Origin of the sequence: Streptomyces sp. NPDC058880 (assembly GCF_042742535.1) — a bacterium.
GTDB lineage: Bacteria > Actinomycetota > Actinomycetes > Streptomycetales > Streptomycetaceae > Streptomyces.
In genome coordinates this window covers 1-24143 of record NZ_JBHYMC010000033.1, presented here as the reverse complement: position 1 = coordinate 24143, position 24143 = coordinate 1, and the positions used below count along the sequence as shown (strand labels likewise).

At 72.5% G+C, this 24143-nt stretch carries 23 protein-coding genes; 18 read left to right on the top strand and 5 right to left on the bottom strand.

Features of this window, described 5'->3' with window-relative positions:
* Positions 1 to 179: 179 nt before the first annotated feature.
* The 9 genes from infC (at position 180) to ACFW2G_RS19620 (ending at position 10272) form a co-directional block, all read left to right on the top strand.
* A complete protein-coding gene (gene infC, locus ACFW2G_RS19660) occupies positions 180 to 893 on the top strand; it encodes a translation initiation factor IF-3 (protein ID WP_037925892.1) in 714 nt (237 codons plus the stop codon).
* Positions 894 to 997: 104 nt separating this feature from the next.
* Positions 998 to 1192 carry a 50S ribosomal protein L35 gene (gene rpmI / locus ACFW2G_RS19655; protein WP_030770466.1) on the top strand — a complete coding sequence of 65 codons (195 nt, stop codon included), beginning with the start codon at positions 998 to 1000 and terminating at the stop codon, positions 1190 to 1192.
* Between the two features lie 106 nt (positions 1193 to 1298).
* The gene (rplT, locus tag ACFW2G_RS19650) at positions 1299 to 1685 is read left to right on the top strand and encodes a 50S ribosomal protein L20 (RefSeq protein WP_007263143.1); all 387 of its coding nucleotides are present in this window, start codon (positions 1299 to 1301) and stop codon (positions 1683 to 1685) included.
* A 145-nt stretch (positions 1686 to 1830) separates the two neighbouring features.
* Entirely contained in the window at positions 1831 to 2691 is an 861-nt protein-coding gene (locus ACFW2G_RS19645; RefSeq protein WP_384451829.1) for a TrmH family RNA methyltransferase, read from the top strand.
* Positions 2692 to 2747: 56 nt separating this feature from the next.
* Positions 2748 to 3989, top strand: a complete 1242-nt coding sequence (locus ACFW2G_RS19640; RefSeq protein ID WP_384580484.1) for an ATP-binding protein — start codon at positions 2748 to 2750, stop codon at positions 3987 to 3989.
* A 153-nt stretch (positions 3990 to 4142) separates the two neighbouring features.
* On the top strand, positions 4143 to 5270 hold the full coding sequence (gene pheS, locus ACFW2G_RS19635; protein ID WP_037925903.1) for a phenylalanine--tRNA ligase subunit alpha: 1128 nt from the start codon (positions 4143 to 4145) through the stop codon (positions 5268 to 5270).
* Positions 5270 to 7798, top strand: a complete 2529-nt coding sequence (gene pheT, locus ACFW2G_RS19630) for a phenylalanine--tRNA ligase subunit beta (RefSeq protein ID WP_037925906.1) — start codon at positions 5270 to 5272, stop codon at positions 7796 to 7798. The genes pheS and pheT overlap by 1 nt, the downstream gene beginning before the upstream one ends.
* 546 nt (positions 7799 to 8344) lie before the next feature.
* The gene (locus ACFW2G_RS19625; RefSeq protein WP_384451824.1) at positions 8345 to 9685 is read left to right on the top strand and encodes a transcriptional regulator; all 1341 of its coding nucleotides are present in this window, start codon (positions 8345 to 8347) and stop codon (positions 9683 to 9685) included.
* Positions 9686 to 9738: 53 nt separating this feature from the next.
* Positions 9739 to 10272, top strand: coding sequence for an NUDIX hydrolase (locus ACFW2G_RS19620; RefSeq protein WP_037925912.1), 534 nt, complete (start codon positions 9739 to 9741; stop codon positions 10270 to 10272).
* A gap of 19 nt (positions 10273 to 10291) precedes the next feature.
* On the opposite strand, the gene ACFW2G_RS19615 is transcribed toward ACFW2G_RS19620, so the two are convergent.
* Complete coding sequence (locus tag ACFW2G_RS19615; protein WP_046780433.1) at positions 10292 to 11185, bottom strand: 3-hydroxybutyryl-CoA dehydrogenase; 894 nt, start codon at positions 11183 to 11185, stop codon at positions 10292 to 10294.
* Between the two features lie 139 nt (positions 11186 to 11324).
* Between ACFW2G_RS19615 and ACFW2G_RS19610 the strand changes: the two genes are divergently transcribed.
* Complete coding sequence (locus ACFW2G_RS19610; RefSeq protein WP_384451819.1) at positions 11325 to 12566, top strand: glycoside hydrolase family 10 protein; 1242 nt, start codon at positions 11325 to 11327, stop codon at positions 12564 to 12566.
* A 2-nt stretch (positions 12567 to 12568) separates the two neighbouring features.
* On the opposite strand, the gene ACFW2G_RS19605 is transcribed toward ACFW2G_RS19610, so the two are convergent.
* A complete protein-coding gene (locus tag ACFW2G_RS19605) occupies positions 12569 to 12766 on the bottom strand; it encodes a DUF1918 domain-containing protein (RefSeq protein ID WP_030656039.1) in 198 nt (65 codons plus the stop codon).
* A gap of 33 nt (positions 12767 to 12799) precedes the next feature.
* Positions 12800 to 13729, bottom strand: a complete 930-nt coding sequence (locus ACFW2G_RS19600) for a DMT family transporter (protein ID WP_384451816.1) — start codon at positions 13727 to 13729, stop codon at positions 12800 to 12802.
* Here ACFW2G_RS19600 and ACFW2G_RS19595 point away from each other — a divergent pair.
* From ACFW2G_RS19595 to ACFW2G_RS19565, 7 genes are all read left to right on the top strand, one after another.
* Positions 13728 to 15176 carry a PLP-dependent aminotransferase family protein gene (locus tag ACFW2G_RS19595; protein WP_384451814.1) on the top strand — a complete coding sequence of 483 codons (1449 nt, stop codon included), beginning with the start codon at positions 13728 to 13730 and terminating at the stop codon, positions 15174 to 15176. The genes ACFW2G_RS19600 and ACFW2G_RS19595 overlap by 2 nt on opposite strands.
* 31 nt (positions 15177 to 15207) lie before the next feature.
* Positions 15208 to 15783, top strand: a complete 576-nt coding sequence (locus ACFW2G_RS19590) for a histidine phosphatase family protein (RefSeq protein WP_384451810.1) — start codon at positions 15208 to 15210, stop codon at positions 15781 to 15783.
* Positions 15784 to 16025: 242 nt separating this feature from the next.
* On the top strand, positions 16026 to 17054 hold the full coding sequence (argC, locus tag ACFW2G_RS19585) for an N-acetyl-gamma-glutamyl-phosphate reductase (protein WP_384451807.1): 1029 nt from the start codon (positions 16026 to 16028) through the stop codon (positions 17052 to 17054).
* Positions 17051 to 18223 (top strand): bifunctional glutamate N-acetyltransferase/amino-acid acetyltransferase ArgJ, encoded by a 1173-nt coding sequence (gene argJ, locus ACFW2G_RS19580; protein ID WP_384451804.1) that lies wholly within the window; start codon positions 17051 to 17053, stop codon positions 18221 to 18223. Before argC ends, argJ begins: the two co-directional genes overlap by 4 nt.
* Positions 18220 to 19164, top strand: coding sequence for an acetylglutamate kinase (gene argB / locus ACFW2G_RS19575; RefSeq protein ID WP_384451801.1), 945 nt, complete (start codon positions 18220 to 18222; stop codon positions 19162 to 19164). The genes argJ and argB overlap by 4 nt, the downstream gene beginning before the upstream one ends.
* Positions 19161 to 20366 (top strand): acetylornithine transaminase, encoded by a 1206-nt coding sequence (locus tag ACFW2G_RS19570; RefSeq protein ID WP_384451798.1) that lies wholly within the window; start codon positions 19161 to 19163, stop codon positions 20364 to 20366. The genes argB and ACFW2G_RS19570 overlap by 4 nt, the downstream gene beginning before the upstream one ends.
* Positions 20367 to 20373: 7 nt before the next feature.
* Positions 20374 to 20910 carry an arginine repressor gene (locus tag ACFW2G_RS19565; RefSeq protein WP_037925941.1) on the top strand — a complete coding sequence of 179 codons (537 nt, stop codon included), beginning with the start codon at positions 20374 to 20376 and terminating at the stop codon, positions 20908 to 20910.
* 35 nt (positions 20911 to 20945) lie between these two features.
* Here the strand turns inward: ACFW2G_RS19565 and ACFW2G_RS19560 are convergent, their stop codons facing one another.
* Complete coding sequence (locus tag ACFW2G_RS19560; RefSeq protein ID WP_037926478.1) at positions 20946 to 21644, bottom strand: L,D-transpeptidase family protein; 699 nt, start codon at positions 21642 to 21644, stop codon at positions 20946 to 20948.
* A 6-nt stretch (positions 21645 to 21650) separates the two neighbouring features.
* On the bottom strand, positions 21651 to 22232 hold the full coding sequence (locus tag ACFW2G_RS19555; protein WP_037925944.1) for a pyridoxamine 5'-phosphate oxidase family protein: 582 nt from the start codon (positions 22230 to 22232) through the stop codon (positions 21651 to 21653).
* A 355-nt stretch (positions 22233 to 22587) separates the two neighbouring features.
* Here ACFW2G_RS19555 and argH point away from each other — a divergent pair, with 355 nt between their 5' ends.
* Positions 22588 to 24018, top strand: a complete 1431-nt coding sequence (gene argH, locus ACFW2G_RS19550; protein WP_037925946.1) for an argininosuccinate lyase — start codon at positions 22588 to 22590, stop codon at positions 24016 to 24018.
* Positions 24019 to 24143 lie beyond the last annotated feature (125 nt).

Below are 24143 nucleotides of genomic sequence, written 5' to 3'. Positions count from 1 at the left end.
GCGGCATCCATCGTTCCGTACGGACGATGGAAAGCCGCCCGAGTCTGCGCCCCGCGTGCTGCATGCGGCGGTGCTCCGGTCGTTTTGGAGCCCCTGCCTGTGCCCGGCGGGGCTTTTTCATTCTCCCGCTGTGGTCGGTCTGACGGAAATACACGTCAGCGGCTGTCTGCCAGGCAGTCGTGTGGTGCTACCGAGGAGGATCCATCAGCACCGAGCCCCGCATCAACGACCGGATTCGCGTTCCCGAGGTACGACTCGTCGGTCCCAGCGGCGAGCAGGTCGGCATCGTGCCGCTTGCCAAGGCGCTTGAGCTGGCACAGGAGTACGACCTCGACCTGGTCGAGGTCGCGGCGTCCGCACGCCCGCCGGTCTGCAAGCTCATGGACTACGGCAAGTTCAAGTACGAGTCGGCCATGAAGGCCCGTGAGGCGCGCAAGAACCAGGCGCACACGGTCATCAAGGAAATGAAGCTCCGGCCGAAGATCGACCCGCACGACTACGACACCAAGAAGGGTCACGTCGTTCGGTTCCTCAAGCAGGGCGACAAGGTCAAGATCACGATCATGTTCCGTGGTCGCGAGCAGTCCCGGCCGGAACTCGGCTACCGACTGCTGCAGCGTCTCGCTTCGGACGTCGAGGAGCTCGGCTTCATCGAGTCGAACCCGAAGCAGGACGGCCGAAACATGATCATGGTCCTCGGTCCGCACAAGAAGAAGACCGAGGCCATGGCCGAAGCCCGCGAGGCGCAGGCCGCACGCAAGGCCGAGCGCCAGGGCGCCGCCGCCGCCGACGAAGCGACTCCCTCCCAGGAGGCCGCCCCGGTCGAGGCGACGGACGCCAAGGATGCCAAGGTCACCGAGGCCGACGCCGGTGAGGCGAACGCCGAGGCCTGATTCCGAGGCACCTGTCTCGAATCACCTACACACCATGACGCTCCCCCGAGCCGGTCCGGTGCGGACCGGCGAGGGAGCGCCACCGACGAGGAGATAACGGCGCCATGCCGAAGAACAAGACGCACAGCGGTACCAAGAAGCGTTTCAAGGTCACCGGCTCCGGCAAGGTGCTCCGCGAGCGCGCCGGCAAGCGCCACCTGCTCGAGCACAAGTCGTCCCGCCTGACCCGTCGCCTCACCGGCAACGCGGAGATGGCTCCCGGCGACGCCGCGAAGATCAAGAAGCTTCTCGGCATCTGACATCTCCGCTCCCCCTGCCGGGAGCGGAAGCATGTCGAGACCGGGACCCCATCGAATTTCCGGGTCGTGTGAAGACACCCACGGCCCCGCTACAAGGAGTTAAAAAGTGGCACGCGTCAAGCGGGCAGTAAACGCCCACAAGAAGCGCCGGGCGATCCTCGAGGCGGCCTCCGGCTACCGCGGTCAGCGTTCGCGCCTGTACCGCAAGGCCAAGGAGCAGGTCACCCACTCGCTGGTCTACAACTTCAACGACCGCAAGAAGCGCAAGGGCGACTTCCGTCAGCTGTGGATCCAGCGCATCAACGCCGCTGCCCGCCAGAACGGCATGACGTACAACCGCCTCATCCAGGGTCTGAAGGCCGCCAACATCGAGGTGGACCGCAAGATCCTCGCGGAGCTGGCCGTCAACGACGCCAACGCGTTCGCCGCCCTCGTCGAGGTCGCGCAGAAGGCGCTCCCGGCCGACGTCAACGCCCCCAAGGCCGCTGCCTAAGGGCTAGCCGGCCCGCGATCACGCGGCCGGCCCCCACGGACCCGCAGGCATTCGCCTGCGGGTCCGTGTGCTTTCGCCCCGCACCACGTCCGCCCGCCGGCCGCGCCCGCGCGCGCTCCGGAACCCCGAGAGAGAACCGCAGACCATGGCTACCCCCGCCGAGCTGATCTCCCCCCGATCCCCGCGGGTGGCCGCCGCCAGGCGACTGGCGCGGCGCAACTTCCGCACCAAGGAGCGCCGGTTCATCGCCGAGGGCCCGCAGGCGGTCCGCGAGGCCGTCGAGCACCGCGGTCCCACGGGCGCCCCGACCCTGATCGAGCTGTTCGCCACCGTCGAGGCCGCCGAGCGCCATCCCGAGATCATCGGCGCGGCCCTGGACGCGGGGGCCCGTGTGCACCACGCCTCCGACGAGGTGCTCGCCGAGGTCTCCCAGACCGTCACCCCCCAGGGGATCGTGGGCGTCTGCCACTTCCTCGACTCGCCCTTCGAAGAGATCCTCAAGGCCGGGCCCAGACTCGTCGCCGTCCTCGCGCACGTGCGCGACCCCGGCAACGCGGGTACGGTGCTGCGCTGCGCGGACGCCGCCGGGGCCGACGCGGTGGTGCTGACCGACGCCTCCGTGGACCTCTACAACCCCAAGTCCGTACGGGCCTCCGTGGGCTCCCTCTTCCACCTGCCGGTCGCCGTCGGCGTTCCGGTGGAGCAGGCCGTCGCAGGGTTGCGCGCCGCCGGCGTACGGATCCTCGCGGCCGACGGGGCCGGCGAGGACGACCTCGACGCCGAACTGGACGCCGGCACCATGGGTGGCCCCTCCGCCTGGGTGTTCGGCAACGAGGCCTGGGGCCTTCCGGAGGAGACCCGGGCGCTCGCGGACGCCGTCGTACGGGTCCCGATCCACGGGAAGGCGGAGAGTCTGAACCTGGCGACGGCCGCCGCCGTGTGTCTCTACGCGTCCGCGCGTGCACAGCGGGCGCCCGGAGGGTGCCGCTCCGTGACCCCCAGCTAGTAGTGTGGCGGCCCGGGGGGCCCACTGCGCTACTCGGAGATGTGGGGTACGGGGACATGACCGTCGGTACGAACAGCTGGCCCGGAGCCGCGGACGCGGCCGAGGAGCCGTTCCTGGACGCCCTCGACCCTCCGGTCGCGGCCGCCGACGGGCTGTGCGGCGTACCGCCCCAGGCGGTGGACTCGGGCCGCGCCCGCGCCGCCCGGCCCGTGGTCCCCGCCGCGCGGGAGGCCGCCGAGGTCCCGGGCGCCGGACTCGGCTTCGAGGTGGACCCGGACCACCTGCCCGACGGGCTCGTCGTCGCCGACGACACCGGCCGGGTGGTCTGCTTCAACGCGGCCGCCGCGCGGATCACCGCTCTGGCGCCGCAGGAGGCGCTCGGCGCCCCCATCGACCGGGCCCTCCCGCTGGAGGACCTCGAAGGGCGCCGCTGGTGGGCGCTGACGGACCCGTACGGAGGCCTCGCCACCCGCCGCGGCCAGCCCGAGCGGAACCTGCTGCTTCCCGGCGGCCGGGAGGTGCTCGTCTCGGCCAGCTACATCCGCACCCACCCCACCGGCCCGGTCCGCCGGCTCGTCGTCACCCTGCGCGGCACCGAGGCCCGCCGCCGCACCGAACGCAGCCACGCCGAGCTGATCGCGACGGTGGCCCACGAGCTGCGCTCCCCGCTGACCTCCGTCAAGGGGTTCACCGCGACCCTGCTCGCCAAGTGGGAGCGGTTCACCGACGACCAGAAGCGGCTGATGCTGGAGACCGTCGACGCCGACGCCAACCGGGTCACCCGCCTCATCGCCGAGCTCCTCGACATCTCGCGCATCGACTCCGGCCGCCTGGAGGTGCGCCGCCAGCCGGTCGACATCGCCACCGCGGTGGGCCGCCACGTACAGGCACTCACCGCGAACGGCCAGGCGCCCGAGCGCTTCCTCGTCAGCATCAGCCGTCCGCTCCCCGACCTGTGGGCCGATCCGGACAAGATCGACCAGATCCTCGGCAACCTCCTCGAAAATGCGGTGCGCCACGGCGAGGGAACGGTCACCATCGGGGTGTCGCCGCATGAGAAGGGAACCGCCATCACCGTGTCCGACGAAGGCCCCGGGATCCCCGAGGAGTCGATGGCCCGCGTCTTCACCCGCTTCTGGCGGGGGAGCAAGCGCGGAGGCACCGGCCTGGGCCTCTACATCGTCAAGGGCATCGTCGAGGCGCACGGCGGCACCATCACGGTCGGCCGCGGCCCCGGCGGCGGCGCCGAGTTCCGATTTATCCTGCCCGTGAGCGCCCCGGCCTACCTCACGCAGTAGCCCTGCTGAGCGTCTCGCCGGGCGGCCCACGGGCTCCTCCACCCCCAGCGGCGCTTAGACTCGTCCTTTGGCACCTTTGTGTCCTTGTGCCGAGCGCGTCCTGCGCGTCGCGCGGGGGACCCAACCAGCCAGCCATCGGAAGTACGGGAAGAGATGTCGGCACCGAACAAGTCGTACGACCCTGTCGAGGTCGAGGCACTGAAACCGGAAGAGATCGAGCGCATGCGGGACGAGGCGCTCGCCGCCTTCGCGTCCGCCGGCGACCTCGACGCGCTGCGCGAGGCGAAGACCGCGCACATGGGCGACCGCTCGCCCCTGGCGCTCGCCAACCGCGAGATCGGCGCCCTGCCCCCGCAGGCCAAGGCCGAGGCGGGCAAGCGCGTGGGCCAGGCCCGCGGCGCCGTGAACAAGGCCTTCGGGGCCCGCACCGCCGAGCTCGAGGCCGAGCGCGACGAGCGGGTGCTGGTCGAGGAGGCGGTGGATGTCACGCTGCCGTACGACCGCACCCCCGCGGGCGCCCGGCACCCCCTGACCACGCTGATGGACCGCGTCGCGGACATCTTCGTCGGCATGGGGTACGAGGTCGCGGAGGGCCCCGAGGTCGAGGCGGAGTGGTTCAACTTCGACGCCCTCAACTTCACGCCCGACCACCCGGCGCGCCAGATGCAGGACACCTTCTTCGTCCGGGGCCCCGAGGGCACCGAGGGAGACGAGTCCGGTGTCGTGCTGCGCACCCACACCTCCCCGGTGCAGGCGCGCTCGCTCCTGGAGCGCAAGCCGCCCGTCTACATCGTCTGCCCGGGCCGCGTCTACCGCACCGACGAGCTCGACGCGACGCACACCCCGGTCTTCCACCAGGTCGAGCTGCTCGCCGTGGACGAGGGCCTGACCATGGCGGACCTGCGCGGCACCATCGACCACATGGTCAAGGAGCTCTTCGGCGAGGAGACCACCACCCGGCTGCGCCCGCACTTCTTCCCGTTCACCGAGCCGTCCGCCGAGATGGACATGCAGTGCTACGTGTGCCGCGGTGAGTCGGTGGGCAACCCCGACCGCCCGTGCCGGACCTGCTCCAGCGAGGGCTGGATCGAGCTCGGCGGCTGCGGCATGGTCAACCCCAAGGTGCTGACCGCCTGCGGTGTGGACCCGGAGAAGTACAGCGGGTTCGCCTTCGGCTTCGGCATCGAGCGGATGCTGATGTTCCGTCACAACGTTGAAGACATGCGAGACATGGTCGAGGGTGACGTTCGTTTCACCCGGCCTTTCGGGATGGAGATCTGATGCGGGTCCCGCTTTCGTGGCTGCGGGAGTACGTCGACCTCCCCGCCGGTGCATCCGGTCGCGACGTCGCGGCCAAGCTCGTCGACGCCGGCCTGGAGGTCGAGACGGTCGAGCAGCTCGGCGCCGGGCTCAAGGGCCCCCTCGTCGTCGGCCAGGTGCTGACCATCGAGGAGCTTGAGGGCTTCCGCAAGCCGATCCGCTTCTGCACGGTCGACGTCGGCACCGCCAACGGCACCGGCGAGCCGCAGGAGATCGTCTGCGGCGCCCGGAACTTCTCCGTCGGTGACAAGGTCGTCGTGGTCCTGCCCGGTGCCGTCCTGCCCGGCGACTTCGCGATCGCTTCGCGCAAGACGTACGGCAAGACCTCGCACGGCATGATCTGCTCCGGCGACGAGCTCGGCATGGGCGACGACGGCACGCACGGCATCATCGTGCTGCCGCCGGAGCACGAGACCGGCACCGACGCGATCGAGCTGCTCCAGCTCGTCGACGAGGTGCTGCACATCGACGTCACCCCGGACCGCGGCTACTGCATGTCCCTGCGCGGCATCGCCCGCGAGGTGGCGACCGCCTACGGCCTGCCGCTGCGTGACCCCGCGCTGCTCGACGTGCCCGGCCCGAACTCGTACGGCTACCCGGTCAGGATCGACGACCCGGCCGGCTGCGACCGCTTCACCGCCCGCACCGTCACCGGTCTCGACCCCGAGGCGCGCTCGCCGATCTGGCTCCAGCGCCGCCTTCAGAAGGCCGGCATGCGTCCGATCTCGCTCGCCGTCGACATCACCAACTACGTGATGCTCGAACTCGGCCAGCCGCTGCACGCCTACGACCGTTCGCGGATCGACGGCACCATCGGCGTCCGCCGCGCCGAGCAGGGCGAGAAGTTCACCACCCTCGACGGGGTCAAGCGCACGCTCGACGCCGAGGACCTGGTGATCACCGACAACAGCGGGCCGATCGGCCTCGCCGGCGTCATGGGCGGCGCCAACACCGAGATCGCTGACTCCGTCACCGACCCGGAGACCGGCGCCGTCACCGGGACCACCGACGTGGTCATCGAGGCCGCGCACTTCGACTCCGTGTCGATCTCGCGCACCGCCCGCCGCATGAAGCTCTCCTCCGAGGCCTCCAAGCGCTTCGAGCGGGGCGTCGACCCGCAGGCGGCCGCCGCGGCCGCCCAGCGGACCGTCGACCTGCTCGTGCTCCTCGCCGGCGGCACCGCGGAGGCCGGGGTCACCGAGGTCGTCGCCCCGGGCGCGCCGCGCACCATCGCGATGGCCGCCGACCACCCGGACCGGGTCGCGGGCATGGAGTACGGCCGCGAGACCGTCGTGCGCCGCCTCCAGGAGATCGGCTGCGACGTCTACGGCCAGGACGAGCTCGTGGTCACGCTGCCCTCGTGGCGGCCCGACCTCGCTGCGCCCAACGACCTCGCCGAAGAGGTCATCCGGCTGGAGGGCTACGGGAACCTCCCGTCGACCCTGCCGCAGGTGCCCTCCGGCCGCGGTCTGACCGCCCGGCAGCAGCTGCACCGCCGGGTCGGCCGTGCGCTCGCCGGTGCCGGCTACGTCGAGGCGCTCAGCTACCCCTTCCTCGGCGAAGGCGTCTTCGACCAGCTCCAGCTGCCGGCGCACGACGCCGCCCGCCAGGTCGTCAAGCTGGTCAACCCGCTCTCTGACGAGGAGCCGGCGCTGCGCACCACGCTGCTGCCGGGTCTGCTCGGCGCGCTGCGCCGCAACGACAGCCGGGGCAGCCACGACCTCGCGCTCTTCGAGACCGGTTCGGTCTTCCGGGCCGCCGCGCGGCCGGGTGCCGCCGTACGGCTGCCCGTCGACCGGCGTCCCACCGACGAGGAGATCGCCACCCTGGACGCGGCGCTGCCCGCGCAGCCGCGGTACGCCGCGGTCGTGCTGGCCGGTGCGCGCGAGCAGGCCGGCTGGTGGGGCAAGGGCCGCCCGGCCGACTGGGCCGACGCGGTCCAGGCCGCCCGGGCACTGGCCGTCGAGGCCGGTACCGAGCTCGTCGTCCGCCAGGGCCAGTACGGCCCCTGGCACCCGGGCCGCTGCGCCGAGCTGGTCGTCACGGTCGACGGTGTGGAGCAGGTCATCGGCCACGCCGGCGAGCTGCACCCGCGGGTGGTCAAGGCCATGGGCCTGCCGGCCCGCACCAGCGCGATGGAGATCGACCTGGACCGTCTCGCGGCGGCCGGCGGCACGGCCGTCCAGGCGCCGCGGATCTCCTCCTTCCCGGTGGCGACCCAGGACGTCGCGCTGATCGTGGACGCCTCCGTCCCGGCGTCCTCCGTGGAGGCCGCGCTGCGCAAGGGAGCGGGCGAACTCCTGGAGTCGCTGCGCCTGTTCGACGTGTTCACCGGTGAGCAGGTCGGCGAGGGCAAGAAGTCCCTGGCCTACGCGCTGCGCTTCCGGGCGGGTGACCGGACGCTGACCGCCGAGGAGTCCACGGCCGCGCGCGACGCCGCAGTGGCGCTCGCCGGCGAGCGGACCGGGGCGGTGCTCCGGGGCGCGTAGCCGAACGGTCCCCGGACCCGATCAGTGCCTGATGGGGGGCGTATCCGCAACCGGATGCGCCCCCCCGCGCCATGGCGGGTACGGGGAGCCGCTGCCTCACCTGTCGGGGTGAGGTCCCCACGGCCCATGCCGGGGGCAGCCGTCCGGTTGGTGCACCGGGGCGGCTCGCGGGCGGCGAGGCCCTGGCGGGCGCGCGATGCCCGGCGCCGGCCACGCGTGCCGGGCCTGGTGGATGGGCCCGGCACACGTCCGGTCCGGTCCGCTGCCGGGGCCCGGCGACCAACCGGGCGCCGGCGGAACCGGAAGGCGCCGCCCGCCTGCCGTGGAGTGTCGGGCAGACAGCAGGACGGGCGGCGCGGTGACGGGTCGTCGCACTGTTCGAGGGGGAGCCGACGACCCGAGCTCCTCTTGGCGAGGGTCTTCAGTGAAGCGCCTGCGGGGGTCCGTGCGGCAGAGTGCGGATCGCATTTATGCGCGTACTCACTTCACACCCCGTGTGAACCGCACACCCACTAGCCTGGTACCGACGAGCTCCGGGAGCGGCCCATGCAGCCCAATGTCCTGCTCGACGCCCTCCTCGCCGAGGCGGGCATGTCCCACGCAGGGCTCGCCGCCCACGTGAACCAGGCGGGGCGTACCCGCGGGCTGGCCCTGCGCTACGAACACACCGCCGTGACACGGTGGTTGAAGGGGCAGCGTCCCCGCGGTCAGGTCCCCGACCTGATCTGCGAGGTGCTCGGAGGCCGCCTGCGGCGGCCCGTTGGGCTGGACGACATCGGACTCGGAGTGCCGGACCACCCCGGGGCCCTGCATGCCTCCCCGCTGAGCGGGTTCGTGGACCGGGCCGCTGCCCTGTGGCGCTCCGACGGCCAGGCCCGGCCCCAACTGCTCACCGCCGGGGCGGTCACCGGCACCCCGGCCGTCATCCCGGTCTGGGAGTGGGAGAACCCGCCGGAGGACGCCGACGTCTCGCGTGACGGGCCGAACCGGATCGGACCCGAGCACGTCGACGTCCTCAAGTCCGCCCGCGCCCACTACGAGCTGATGTACCGCCGGGCCGGCGGCGTGGCCACCCGAGATCGGATCGTCCGCTTCCTCGGCACCGAGACCGCGCCGATGCTGCGCGGGAGTTACCCCGACGACCTCGGCCGCCGACTGCACCGGGCCACCGGGTCCCTGGTGGCGGTGGCGGGCATCTGCGCGTACGACTCGGACGCGCACGGGCTCGCGCAGCGCTACTTCCACCAGGCGCTGCGCCTGGCCAAGGCGAGCGGCGACCGGGGACTCGGGGCGTACGTGATCGCCCTGATCGTCAACCAGTCCCTGCACCTGCGCGAGTACCGCCAGGCCGTCGCCTTCGCCGAGGCCGCACTGCGCGCCGCAGGCCGGCACACCACTCCGGCGCTCGCCGCCGACCTGCACGCCATGCAGGCCAAGGCGTTCGCCCAACTCGGCGACACCCAGGCCGCGCTGGCGTGCATCCGGGGCGCGGAGGCGGCCGCCGCGCGGATCCGCCCGGGCAGTGAGCCGGACGAGACCGGCTACGTACAGCCGGGCCTCGTCAATGTGCAGGTCGCCGAGGCGCTGCTCAGTCTGGGCGATCTGGAGGCCGCGCGGGTCCACGCGGCCGCCGCCGTCGGTACCCCGGCCCACGATCGCGGCCGGGTGCACCGGCTGGCGATGCTCTGCGAGATCCAGCTCCGCCAGGGCGAGGCGGACCGGGCCGCGGCGGGCGCGGCCGAGATGGCCGAGAGGGCTCGCGGGATGGAGTCGCTGCGGCTGCGCGACCGGCTGCGAGCGGTTCGCGAGCAGCTGCTGAACAGCGGTTGTTCCGAGGCGCAGGCAACCGTGCGGCTCATCGACGGGGCCCTGCGCGTTCCGCTGTGACAGGGCAGCTGCTGCGATGTGTGCCACCTACTCGAACGGAAGGCGGCACAACCGTGCAGTGGACGAACCTGAGTGAGCAGACCGTGTACAAGAACCGCTGGTTCGACGTGAATCTCGCCGACGTGGAACTCCCCGACGGCCGGCACCTCGACCACTTCGTGATCCGGCTGCGCCCGGTCGCCGTGGCCACGGCCGTCAACGAGGCCAACGAGGTGCTGCTGCTCTGGCGGCACCGCTTCATCACCGACAGCTGGGGCTGGGAGCTGCCCGCCGGGGTGGTCGAGGACGGCGAGGACATCGCCGCCGCGGCGGCCCGGGAGATGGAGGAGGAGTCGGGCTGGCGGCCCGGCCCGCTCCACCACCTGATGACGGTCGAGCCGTCCAACGGGCTGACCGACGCCCGCCACCACCTGTACTGGGCGGACGGGGCCACCTACACCGGCCACCCCGAGGACGACTTCGAGTCCTCACGCCGGGAGTGGGTCCCGCTGGGGCTCGTTCCCGACATGATCGCGGACGGGGAGATCCCGGCCGCCAACATGGCGGCCGGGCTGCTCCTGCTGTACCACCTGCGGCTCGGCCGGTAGGGCACCGCGACCCGGGCGGTCAGCCGTACGGGTAGAAGCCCGCACCCGTCTTGCGGCCCAGGCGGCCGGCGTCGACCATGCGCTGGAGCAGCGGGGGAGCGGCGTACAGCGGCTCCTTGTACTCGGCGTACATCGAGTCGGCGATCGAGGCGATGGTGTCCAGACCGATGAGGTCGGACAGCTTCAGCGGGCCCATCGGGTGGGCGCAGCCCAGCTCCATGCCGTTGTCGATGTCCTCGCGGCTTGCGATGCCCGACTCGAACATCCGGATCGCGGACAGCAGGTAGGGGACGAGGAGCGCGTTGACCACGAAGCCGGAACGGTCCTGGGCGCGGACGGCGTGCTTGCCGAGCACGTCCCGCACCAGGGCCTCTGCCCGCTTGATCGTCTCCTCGCCCGTGGTCAGCGCCGGGATCAGCTCGACGAGCTTCTGGACGGGGGCCGGGTTGAAGAAGTGGATGCCGATCACCTGGTCGGGCCGGGAGGTCGCGACGGCCAGCTTGACCAGCGGGATCGAGGAGGTGTTGGAGGCGAGGATCGCGTCCGGGCGGGTGATCACCTGGTCGAGGACCTGGAAGATCTCGGTCTTGACCTGTTCGTTCTCGACGACCGCCTCGATGACGAGGTCGCGGTCGGCGAACTCGCCGAGGTCGGTGGTGAAGGTGAGGCGGGCCAGGGTGGCGTCCCGCTCCTCTTCGGTGATCTTGCCGCGCTCGGCGGCCTTGGTCAGGGAGTTCTGAAGCCGGGTACGGCCGATCTCCAGGGCTTCGCCGGTGGTCTCGGCGACCTTGACCTCAAGGCCGCTTCGGGCACACACCTCGGCGATACCCGCGCCCATCTGGCCACAGCCCACTACGCCGACCCGTGTGATGTCGGAAGGGAGGTCAGTCACTTCGTGCCTTTCGCAGCTCATCCGTCGGCGGGTCCCCCGTGTGATTCCGGCGCCCGCCACGCCCCCCGACGTTACTCCCGACCTTGCGCGGCTCCGCGGGCCGGGGCGGGCATGCTGGGCGCACACCGCACACCGTCACTCAAAGAAACGGAGTCATCACATGGCGCACATCGGCCGACGGGCACTGCTGGCAGGGGCGGCGGGGGTGATCGCCGCCGCTTCGGGGGCACCGGCGTTCGCCGCGCCGCAGACCGCGGGCCCGCACTCCGGGCGGGGGGCCGGCACCCCCGAGTTCCGTGGGATGTGGATCGCGTCCGTCTCGAACGTGGACTGGCCCTCGCGCAGCGGGCTATCGGCCGCGACCCAGCGCAAGGAGCTGTTGGGCCTGCTCGACACCGCCGTCCGTCGCCGGCTCAACGCGGTAGTCCTCCAGGTCCGGCCGACCGCCGACGCGCTGTGGCCGTCCCCCTTCGAGCCCTGGTCGCAGTGGCTGACGGGCAAGCAGGGGGTCGATCCCGGCTGGGACCCCCTCGGCACGGCCGTCGCCGAGGCGCACGCTCGCGGCCTGGAACTGCACGCCTGGTTCAATCCGTACCGGGTGGCCAACCACGCCGACCTCGACCGGTTGGTGCCCGAGCACCCGGCGCGGCGGCGCGGCTGGACGGTCGAGTACGGCGGGAAGCTCTACTACAACCCCGGCGTGCCCGAGGTGCGGCGGTTCGTGCAGGAGGCCATGCTCGACGCGGTCACCCGCTACCCCCTGGACGCCGTTCACTGGGACGACTACTTCTACCCCTATCCGGTGGCGGGCGAGTACTTCGACGACGACGACGCCTACGACGCGTACGGGGCCGCCTTCCGGTCGAGGGCGGCCTGGCGCCGCAACAACACCGACACCCTGGTCCGCGAGATGTCCCAGCGGCTGCGCGCCCTGCGCCCCGCGGTCAGGTTCGGCATCAGCCCCTTCGGGATCTGGCGCAACTCCGACCGCGACCCGGCCGGATCGAAGACCCGGGGCCTTGCGGCGTACGACGACCTCTACGCGGACACCCGCAGGTGGGTCAGGGAGGGCTGGATCGACTACGTCGTTCCGCAGGTCTACTGGCACATCGGTCACGCGGCGGCCGACTACGCGGCGCTCGTCCCCTGGTGGGCCCGGACCGTCGCGGGCACCAGCACCGAGCTGTACGTGGGCGAGGCGCTGTACCGCTGCGACGGCGCGAGCCCCACGCCGGCCTGGCGGGATCCGGCGGAGCTGTCGAGGCACGTGCGTCTCGCCCGCGGATACCCGGAGGTCCGCGGCCATGTCTACTTCTCGGCGAAGCAGGTGGCCGCGGACCCCAACGGGGCGATGGCACGTGTGGTCGCCGACCATTACGGCTCGGCCGTGCCCCCGCGGTGAATTCAGTGCCTGGGCTCTGCAGGGTGGCGGACCACGCAGTCGGGTCCGGGAGCCATCAGCGCTTCGTGTCCGTCCTGGAATCGGACCCGGTACGGGGGCGTCCCGTTCTCGCCGAGCACCTGGGTGATCTCGCCCACCTTGTCGGGTTGTCCGACGATCCTGCCGTGCTGCACCAGCTGGTCGCCCTCGGTAGCTCGCATGTCTGACCTCCTCGGTGGCGCTCCGATCCGGTGCTAGCAGTTTAGGTCGTTCTGCTGCTGTTTGACCCGTTGGGTCACCGCGATGCAGACGAGAACCGCGCAGGCCGCGGCCGGTGCGGCGGGAGCGAGCCGCTCCCCGAGGAGCGCCACGGACCAGACCAGGGTCAGCAGCGGTTGCGCGAGCTGGAGCTGGCTGGCCCGGGGTGCCCCGATCTCGGCCATGCCCCGGTACCAGACGTACAGGCCGAGGAAGGTGGAGCCGGCCGCCGCCCAGACCAGGCCGGCCAGCCCGTGGCCGGTGAGGTGCACCGGCTCGTACACGAGCCCGAGCACGGAGCCGGCCACGGTGAGCGGCAGGCACAGCACCAGTGCCCAGCCGATCACCTGCCAGCCCGGCAGGACACGGGCGAGCCGGCCGCCCTCGGTGTACCCCGCCGCGCACACCAGCAGCGCCGCGAAGAGGTAGCCGTCTCCGGCGGAGAGCGAGCCGCCGCTCTGCGCGAGCGTGAAGCCGAGCACCACGGCGGCCCCGGCCACGGCCGCGGCCCAGAAGGCGCGCGGGGGGCGGTGGCCCGTGCGCAGCGCGGACAGGGCTGCCGTGGTCAGCGGCAGGAGGCCGACCACGACGGCGGCGTGCGAGGTGGTGGAGGTCTGCAGCGCCAGGGTCGTCAGCAGCGGGAAGCCGACGACCACCCCGCCGGCGACGACGGCGAGGCCCGCCCAGTGCGCGCGGGCGGGCGGCGCCACCCGTCGGGCCAGCAGGAAGGCGCCCGCGATGGCGGCCGCCAGGACGGAGCGCAGGGCCACCAGCGACCACGGGCCGAAGCTCTCCAGGCCCCAGGCGGTGGCGGGGAAGGTCAGCGAGAAGGCGACCACGCCGAGCGCGGCGAGGACCGTGCCCCGCGCCAACGGATTCTTCACCGCTATCGCGGTCGGGAGAGTAGCGCTATTCTGTGCTGTCATGTATGAGCGTAGCAGTGTGGTAGAGCTGGCGGATTCTCTGCGATCCGAGCTCAACCGCTACTCGGTGGGTGGAAAGCTGCCCTCCAGTCGGGCTTTGATCGAGCGCTACCGGGTCAGCCCCGTCACGGTCTCCCGGGCCCTGGCGCAGCTCGCCGCCGAGGGCCTCGTGGTCACCCGGCCGGGTGCCGGCGCCTTCCGCGCCGCCCCGCGGGCGGCGCTCCCCACGGCCGGGGACACCTCCTGGCAGGAGGTCGCGCTCAGTGCCGAGGGGGCCGGTGACGTCGTCCCCCGCTCGGTGGACGCCTCCGGGGTGCTGGCCTGTCTTGCCGCGCCGCCGCCGTCGGTGATCGCCCTCAACAGCGGCTACCTGCACGCCTCGATCCAGCCCGAACGGGCCATGGCCGCCGCGCTCGCCCGGGCCGGCCGGCGCCCGGGGGCCTGGGACCGGCCGCCCATGGAGGGGCTGCCCGAGCTCCGGGACTGGTTCGCCCGCGAGATCGGCGGGGCGGTCGGGGCCGCTGACGTCCTGGTGACCGCCGGCGGGCAGAGCGCGCTGACCACCGCCCTGCGGGCGCTGGCCCCGCCCGGTGCGCCGATCCTCGTGGAGTCGCCGACCTACCCGGGGCTGCTGGCCATCGCCCGGTCCTCCGGGTGCCGGCCGGTGCCCGTGCCGGTCGATGCCGAAGGGGTCCGGCCGGAACTGCTGGCCGCCGCGTTCGAAGCGACCGGGGCGCGCGTGTTCGTCTGCCAGCCGCTCTTCCAGAACCCCACCGGCGCGGTGCTGGCGCCCGCGCGGCGGGCCGAGGTGCTGCGGATCGCGCGGGCCGCCGGGGCGTTCGTGGTCGAGGACGACTACGCCCGCGCCCTCGGGCACGACGACTCCGGGCCGCTGCCCGCGACCCTGGCCGCCGAGGACCAGGACGGAGTGGTCGTGCACGTCAGGTCGCTGACCAAGGCCACCTCGCCCAGCCTGCGGGTCGGCGCGCTGGCCGCGCGGGGGCCGGTCGTGGACCGGCTGCGCGCCGTCCAGGTCGTCGACAGCTTCTTCGTGCCCCGGCCGCTCCAGGAGGCGGCCCTGGAGTTGGTCGGCGCACCCGCCTGGCCGCGCCACCTGCGCACGGTGGCCGCCGAACTGCGCCACCGGCGGGACGTGCTCGCCGGTGCGCTGCGGCGGGAGCTGCCCGGCTTGACCGTGGCCCATCTGCCCTCGGGCGGCTACCAGCTGTGGGCCAGGATGGCCGGGGGTGGCGATGACGCGTCCTTCGCAGCCACGGCCCTGCGCGCCGGGGTTGCGGTGGCTCCTGGCCGCCCCTATTTCTGTGCCGAGCCGCCCGCCCCGTACGTGCGGCTGGGCTTCGCCGGGGTCTCCGGCCCGGGCGATCTGGTGGAGGCCGTCCAGCGGATGCGCGCGGGTCTGCGGGAGGAGGCGAGGGCTCCGGACGCTTGACCCGCCGCCCCGCGCGGCCCACCATCGCCGCATGCATGTTCGGGTTTCGCTGGTCGCCGCAGCCCGTAGTTCCCCGCTGCTCGCCGAGCGCTTCGACGACGACCGCCCGCTGGACGGAGCCGGCTGGCGGGCGGTGGAGTCCGCCGCGCGAGGGCTCGTGCCCCTGGGTGCGGCCGAGCTGCGCTACTGCTCGCCGACCCCGCGCAGCCGGGCCACGGGCGAGGCCCTCGGGTACGCGCCGTTGGCCCAGCCGGCGCTGCGCGAGTGCGACATGGGCCGCTGGCGCGGGCTGACCCTCGCCGAGGTGACCGCCCGGGAGCCCGGGGCGGTGGACCAGTGGCTCGGCGACCCCTGGGCCGCCCCGCACGGAGGGGAGTCGCTGCTCGCCTTCATTTCCCGGATCGGCGGGTGGCTCGACACCCGGCCGGCGGACGACGGCGGCGCGATCGTGGCGGTGGCGGAGCCCTCCGTGGTCCGTGCCGCTCTCGTCTACGCCTTGAAGGCGCCCCCGCTGACCTACTGGAACGTGGACGTCCGGCCGCTGTCGACAGTGACCCTCACGGGCTGCCCCGGCCAATGGCACCTGTGCCTGCAGGCCCCCGCGTGACGGTCCCGTGACACCGGCCGGGCCCGGCTGGCTCCTGCGGCCCCCGCCGCGGTCCGGGCACCCGCCCCGTCCCCGGCATGATCGGCGCAATCGCCGCCGCGGCGCGGCCTTTCCTGCTAGACATCTTCCAGAGGGTGCCCTTCGCGCCCTTTCTTTCGGTGAGGGCCCTCCGCCGGGAGATCCACCGCATTGCATAAAACTGCGGCGGTACGTATAGTCATGCCATCGATGAGGAGGGTCCGATGGTGGTACGTGTAGCGGTGGCCGGAGCGAGCGGATACGCGGGTGGAGAAGTCCTGCGCCTGCTGCTCTCGCACCCCGAGGTGGAGATCGGCGCCCTGACCGGCAACTCCAACGCAGGGCAGCTCCTCGGCTCCCTGCAGCCGCACCTCGTGCCGCTCGCCGGGCGCACCCTGGAGGCGACCACCCCGGAGGCGCTCGCCGGTCACGACGTGGTCTTCCTCGCGCTCCCGCACGGCCAGTCCGCCGCCGTCGCGGCCCAGCTCGGCGAGGACGTCCTCGTCGTCGACATGGGTGCCGACCACCGCCTCAAGGACGCGGCCGACTGGGACGCGTTCTACGGCGCCCCGCACGCCGGGACGTGGCCCTACGGCCTCCCCGAACTGCCCGGCGGCCGTGCCGCACTGGAAGGCGCCCGACGGATCGCGGTCCCCGGCTGCTTCCCCACCGCCGTCTCCCTCGCCCTCTACCCCGCCTACCAGGCGCAGCTCGCCGAACCCGAGGCCGTGATCGTGGCCGCCACCGGGACCTCCGGCGCGGGCAAGGCGCTCAAGCCGCACCTGCTCGGCGCCGAGGTCATGGGCACCGTGACCCCGTACGGCGTGGGCGGCGGCCACCGGCACACGCCCGAGATGGTGCAGAACCTCAGCCCGCTCGCGGGCGAGCGCGTCTCCGTCTCCTTCACGCCGACCCTGGTCCCCATGGCCCGCGGCATCCTTGCCACCTGCTCGGCCAAGGCCCGCCCCGGCACCACGGCGGAGTCGCTGCGCGCCGCCTACGAGAAGGCGTACGCCGAGGAGCCCTTCGTCCACCTTCTGCCCGAGGGCCGGATGCCGTCCACCAAGTCCGTCCACGGTTCCAACGCCGTCCACGTCCAGGTCGCCCACGACGAGTCCGCCGGGCGGATCATCGCCGTCAGCGCCATCGACAACCTCACCAAGGGCACCGCCGGCGGTGCGGTGCAGAGCATGAACATCGCCCTCGGGCTGCCCGAGCAGCTCGGGCTTTCCACGATTGGAGTCGCGCCGTGAGCGTTACGGCTGCACAGGGATTCACGGCGGCGGGCGTCGCCGCCGGGATCAAGGCCAACGGCAACCCGGACCTGGCCCTCGTGGTCAACAACGGGCCGCGCCTGGCGGCCGCCGGCGTCTTCACCTCCAACCGCGTCAAGGCCGCGCCCGTGCACTGGTCCGAGCAGGTCCTGCGCGGCGGCATCGTCAGCGCCGTGGTCCTCAATTCCGGCGGAGCCAACGCCTGCACCGGCCCCAAGGGCTTCCAGGACACCCACGCCACCGCCGAGAAGGTGGCCGCCACGCTCAACGGACACGGATCCGGCGGCGAGCACAACGCGGGCGAGATCGCGGTCGCCTCCACCGGTCTGATCGGCGTCCTGCTCCCCATGGACAAGCTGCTCCCCGGCATCGATGCCGCCGCCGCGGCCCTGTCCGAGAACGGCGGCGAGGCGGCCGCCATCGCCATCAAGACCACCGACACCGTGCACAAGACGGCCACCGTCTCCCAGGACGGGTGGACGGTCGGCGGCATGGCCAAGGGTGCGGGCATGCTCGCCCCGGGCCTGGCCACGATGCTCGTCGTCCTCACCACCGACGCCGACGTGGACGGCGCCACCCTCGACCGGGCCCTGCGGTCCGCCACCCGCACCACCTTCGACCGGGTCGACTCCGACGGCTGCATGTCCACCAACGACACGGTGCTGCTGCTGGCCTCCGGGGCGTCCGGGGAGGTGCCCGCGTACGCGGACTTCGCCGACGCCGTGCGCAAGGTCTGCGACGACCTGGCACGCCAGCTGATCGGCGACGCCGAGGGCGCCAGCAAGGACATCCGCATCGAGGTCATCGGCGCGGCCACCGAGGACGACGCGGTCGAGGTCGGCCGCTCCATCGCCCGCAACAACCTGCTCAAGTGCGCCATCCACGGCGAGGACCCCAACTGGGGCCGCGTGCTGTCCGCGATCGGCACCACCGGGGCCGCCTTCGACCCGGACCGGCTCAACGTCGCCATCAACGGCGTATGGGTCTGCAAGAACGGCTCGGTCGGCGAGGACCGCGACCTGGTCTCGATGAAGGACCGCGAGGTCCGCATCACCGCCGACCTGTCCACCGGCGGCGAGTCGGCCGTCATCTGGGCCAACGACCTGACCGCCGAGTACGTCCACGAGAACAGCGCCTACTCCTCATGAGCGACGACAAGGCCGGCCAGCCCGGCACCTCCGGCGGCACCGCCCGCAAGCACACCGCCCTGCCCAAGGCGCAGATCCTCATCGAGGCCCTGCCCTGGCTCCGGCGCCACAACGGCAAGGTCGTCGTCATCAAGTTCGGCGGCAACGCCATGGTCGACGAGGACCTCAAGGCCGCCTTCGCCCAGGACGTGGTCTTCCTGCACCAGGCCGGCCTCAAGCCGGTCGTGGTGCACGGCGGCGGCCCGCAGATCAACGCCCAGCTCGACAAGCAGGGCCTGGTCAGCGAGTTCAAGGCCGGACTGCGCGTGACGACCCCGGAGGCCATGGACGTCGTACGGATGGTCCTGGCCGGCCAGGTCCAGCGCGAGCTGGTCGGTCTGCTCAACCAGCACGGGCCGCTCGCCGTCGGCATGACCGGCGAGGACGCCCGCACCATCACCGCGACCAAGCACAGCCCCCAGATCGACGGCGAGCTCATCGACATCGGCCGGGTCGGCGAGATCACCGCCGTCGACACCGGTGCCATCGAGGCGCTGCTGGCCGACGGCCGCATCCCGGTCATCTCCTCCATCGCCGGGAGCGCCGACGACCATCACGTCTACAACGTCAACGCCGACACGGCGGCAGCGGCGCTCGCGGCCTCCCTCGGTGCCGAGACGCTGATGGTCCTCACTGACGTCGAGGGCCTCTACGCCGACTGGCCGAACAGCGACGAGGTCATCAGCCGGCTCACCGTCAGCGAGCTGGAGAAGCTGCTGCCCGAGCTGTCCAGCGGCATGGTGCCCAAGATGGAGGGCTGCCTGCACGCCGTGCGCGGCGGTGTCGGCACCGCCCGCGTCCTCGACGGACGGGTTCCGCACTCGATCCTGCTGGAGATCTTCACGGACTCCGGCATCGGCACGATGGTCGTGCCCGACCAACAGCCAGGGGGAGCAGCATGACGAAGGGCACCGGCAACCAGGAGTACGGCGCCCGGTGGCAGGGCGCGCTGACCGACAACTACGGCACGCCCGCCGTCGCCCTCGTACGCGGCCGGGGCGCCCAGGTCTGGGACGCCGACGGCCGCCAGTACACCGACTTCGTCGGCGGGATCGCCGTCAACGCCCTCGGCCACGCCCACCCGGCGATCGTGGCGGCCGTGACCGAGCAGATCTCGACGCTCGGCCACGTCTCCAACCTCTTCGCCTCCGAGCCGGTCGTCGCGCTCGGCGAACGGCTGCTCCAGCTCTTCGGCCGCCCCGGCAAGGTCTTCTTCTGCAACTCCGGCGCCGAGACGATCGAGGCCGCCTTCAAGATCGGCCGGCTGACCGGGCGGACCCACATGGTTGCCACCGAGGGCGGCTTCCACGGCCGGACCATGGGCGCGCTCGCCCTCACCGGCCAGCCGAAGAAGCAGGAGCCCTTCGTGCCCCTGCCCGGCGACGTCACCCACGTCCCCTACGGCGACGCCGACGCCCTGCGGGCCGCCGTCACCGAGGAAACCGCGCTCGTCGTCATCGAGCCGATCCAGGGCGAGAACGGCGTCGTCGTGCCCCCGGCCGGATACCTGACGGCCGCCCGCGAGATCACCCGCGCCACCGGCACCCTGCTGGTCCTGGACGAGGTCCAGACCGGCATCGGCCGCTGCGGCCAGTGGTTCGAGCACCAGGCCCACGAGGGCGTCGAGCCCGACATCGTCACCCTGGCGAAGGGGCTGGGCGGCGGCCTGCCGATCGGCGCCCTGGTCGCCTTCGGGGCCACCGCCGACCTGCTCCGGCCCGGGCAGCACGGCACCACCTTCGGCGGGAACCCGGTCGCCTGCGCGGCGGGCCTCGCCGTCATCGACACCATCGCCGCGCACGACCTGCTGGACCGGGTCAAGGCGCGGGGCGAGCAGCTGCGCGCGGGCATCGAGTCGGCGGAGCACCCGCTGGTGTCCCACGTCCGCGGCGCCGGACTGTTGCTGGGTATCGTGCTGACCGAGCCGATCGCAGCCACGGTGCAGCAGGCGGCTCAGGACGCCGGCTTCCTGGTCAACGCGCCCGCCCCCGACGTCGTACGGCTCATGCCCCCGTACGTGCTCACCGAGGCCGAGGCGGACGCGTTCGTCCGGGCGCTGCCCGGCATCCTTGACGCGAGCAGCGGGGACGGATCCGGAGAATGAGACGACGATGAGCCAGGCGCAGGACAACGAGCACGGCGGGCAGGCCGTCCCGCAGACCCGCACGGCGCGCCACCGCCGGATCGTGGACATCCTCAACCGGCAGCCGGTCCGCTCCCAGAGCCAGCTGGCCAAGCTGCTCGCCGACGACGGCCTGAGCGTCACCCAGGCGACGCTCTCCCGCGACCTCGACGAGCTGGGCGCGGTGAAGATCCGCAACACGGGCGGGGAGCTCATCTACGCCGTGCCTAGCGAGGGCGGCTTCCGCACCCCGCAGGCCCCGCTCGGCGAATCCGCGAAGGAGGAGCGCATGCGGCGCCTCTCCGGGGAACTGCTGATCTCGGCGGAGGCCTCCGCGAACCTCGTCGTCCTGCGCACCCCGCCGGGTGCGGCGCAGTTCCTGGCCTCGGCCATCGACCAGGCCGAACTCCGCGAGATCCTCGGCACCATCGCCGGCGACGACACCCTGATGCTGATCAGCCGTGACCCGGTGGGCGGCCAGGCCCTCGCCGACCACCTCCTGCGGCTGGCGCAGAAAGAGGGCTGAGCGGGACGTTCGGGCCGGGCCGGGACCGACGCCGCCTAGTAGCGGGTGACCGCGAGCGGCCCGTCCTGCGTGCCGATGGCGATGTGCGGACGCCGGTCCGGATCCGCCCAGCGCAGGATCGCCCGCATGTCCCGCTCGGGCACCGACACGCAACCGGCCGTCGCTCCCTTGCCGTTGACGTGCAGGAAGATCCCGGCGCCCCGGCCGCGCACCGGGCGGTCGTAGTTGAAGGCGATCAGCAGTGCGTGCGCGTACTGCTGCTCGTAGCCGACCAGGTGCTCGGCCTCGCCCGGCGCGCAGTCCGCCGCCAGCGGCTCCACCCACCGGTTGTACGCCGCCGAGGCGTTGTCCTGGCACCACCAGGACTCCGCGGTCACCCGCCGGTAGCGGTACTCCGTCCCGGCCGGCGCACGCCGGATCCCGAAGGCGTAGGGGAGCTCGTACAGGCCGGTCGGGGTGGTGCCGGTGCCCTGGATCCGGGTCGCACCCTCGGCCAGACCGCCCGCCCCGAACCGGGCGGGCGCGCTCCCGGCCGCGTACCAGCGCCCGGCTCGCCGGTCCCACCAGGTCAGGCGGCCGGTCGTGGAGCCGGGCGCGGGCGCGACAGCGGTGATCAGCTGGCTGCCCCCGCCGGTGTCGGCGAGACGGTCGGGCAGGGGCCCGGACGGAGCCCCGGATCCGTGCGGGAGCAGGGCGGTGACGAGCAGTGAGCCCGTGACGAGAGCAGTACGCAGCACATGTCAGACGGTACGGGCAGGAAGGGGCAGGGGCAGCCCCGGCAGGCCGTCGAGGCTCGTCCCGATGTGATCCTTCTTCTCGCAGTACTCGGCGAACTCCTCGTCCGTCTTGCGGGCGAGGAACTCCGAATGGAGGGTGCGCTCACCCTGGTACTCCATGAGGGGGACGGCGTACCCGCACACGTCGGCGATCCGGCGGGCGTGCACCAGGATGACCGCCCGTGCGCCGGGCCCGTCGGCCTCGCCGAACAGCTCGATCAGTTCGGGCCAGCGCGGGTCGTCGCGGAAGACGGCCTCGCCCTCGCCGTGGATGCGGACGATGTTCGGGGGCCCGCTGAAAGCGCACCACATGAGGGTGATCCGGCCGTTCTCCCGGATGTGGGCGATGGTCTCGGCGCCACTGCCGCCGAAGTCCAGGTAGGCGAGCCGCTGTTCGTCGATGACGACGAGGGTGCCGGCGCGGCCCTTGGGGGACAGGTTGACGTGGCCGTCACCCGAGAGCGGGGCGGTCGCGGTGAAGAAGACGGGCTGTTCCTCGATGAAGGTGCGCAGCCTGCCGTCTATGCGTTCGTAGATCTTTCCCATGGGCAGATTATCTGCCCACGACTGCGGTGTAGGTCGCAGGATTTCGGCTGCCCTGCTCGCCGATGCGTGCGGGCGCGCCAATTGACGAAACATGCAGAGCAATGCATAGTTATGCCTGTCGATGGGTGTGCCGATGAGGAGTCCCGCGATGGAGTACGGCGTACCCGCCTGCTCCGGCGGCGTGCACACCCCCCGGCCCCACCGACGTCTTCGACCGGTCGCCGAAGACGCCGGCCGGGCGCGACCCGGCCTGATCGCCGCGCTGCCCAGCCCGCCCGAAGGCGGCCTCCCCGTTACCTCCGCGGCGGGGAGGCCGTTGCACATCCATCCATGCAGTCTTAGAGGAGCAGTAGCTGTGAGCAGCAACAACGCTGGTGACGTCCGGCTCTGGGGCGGCCGGTTCGCCGACGGCCCCGCCGAGGCCCTCGCGAAGCTGTCCGCGTCGGTCCACTTCGACTGGCGCCTCGCGCCCTACGACATCGCCGGCTCGCGCGCCCACGCCCGTGTGCTGCACACGGCGGGACTGCTCACGGCCGACGAGCTCACGCGCATGATCGACGGCCTGGACCGGCTGGAGGCGGATGTCGCCGACGGCTCCTTCACCGGCACCATCGCCGACGAGGACGTGCACACCGCGCTGGAGCGGGGCCTGCTGGAGCGGCTCGGCGCCGATCTCGGCGGCAAGCTGCGGGCCGGACGGTCCCGCAACGACCAGGTGGCCACCCTCTTCCGGATGTACCTGCGCGACCACGCCCGCATCATCGGCGGCCTCATCGCCGACCTCCAGGACGCGCTGGTCGGCCTCGCCGAGAGCCACGCGGACGTGGCGATGCCGGGCCGCACCCACCTCCAGCACGCGCAGCCGGTGCTCTTCGCCCACCACGTGCTGGCCCACGTGCAGTCGCTGTCCCGGGACGCGGAGCGGCTGCGGCAGTGGGACACCCGTACGGCGGTCTCCCCGTACGGCTCCGGCGCGCTGGCCGGTTCCTCGCTGGGCCTGGACCCGGAGGCCGTTGCCGCGGAGCTGGGCTTCGAGCGGGGCTCGGTGGGCAATTCGATCGACGGCACGGCATCGCGCGACTTCGTCGCCGAGTTCGCCTTCGTCACCGCGATGATCGGGATCAACCTGTCCCGGATCGCGGAGGAGATCATCATCTGGAACACGAAGGAGTTCTCCTTCGTGACCCTGCACGACGCCTTCTCCACGGGCTCGTCGATCATGCCGCAGAAAAAGAACCCGGACATCGCGGAGCTGGCGCGCGGCAAGTCCGGCCGCCTCATCGGCAATCTGACGGGTCTGCTCGCCACCCTCAAGGCCCTGCCCCTGGCCTACAACCGGGACCTCCAGGAGGACAAGGAGCCGGTCTTCGACTCCTGCGACACCCTGGAGGTCCTGCTGCCGGCCTTCACCGGCATGATGGCCACGCTCACCGTCAACCGGGAGCGGATGGAGGAGCTGGCCCCGGCGGGCTTCTCGCTCGCCACCGACATCGCGGAGTGGCTGGTCAAGCAGGGCGTTCCGTTCCGCGTGGCGCACGAGGTGGCAGGCGAGTGCGTCAAGGAGTGCGAGGGGCTCGGCATCGAGCTGGACGAGCTCACGGACGAGCAGTTCGCGAAGATCTCGGAGCACCTGACCCCCGAGGTGCGCACCGTCCTGAACGTCCGGGGCGCGCTCGCCTCCCGCAACGGCCGCGGCGGCACCGCCCCCTCGGCGGTCGCGGCCCAGCTGAACGAACTGAAGGCCGACCTGGTCATCCAGCACGCCTGGGCCGTCCACAAGCAGTAGCCATCCCCACAGTCCCCGCCGCCCTGCGGCCCGCACGCCCGCCGACCCGGGTCCGGGCCTGTACGTCCGCACGCGGCGGAACCCCCGGAGGGGCGGCGGGGGCCCCCGGGGACCCCCCCCCCCCC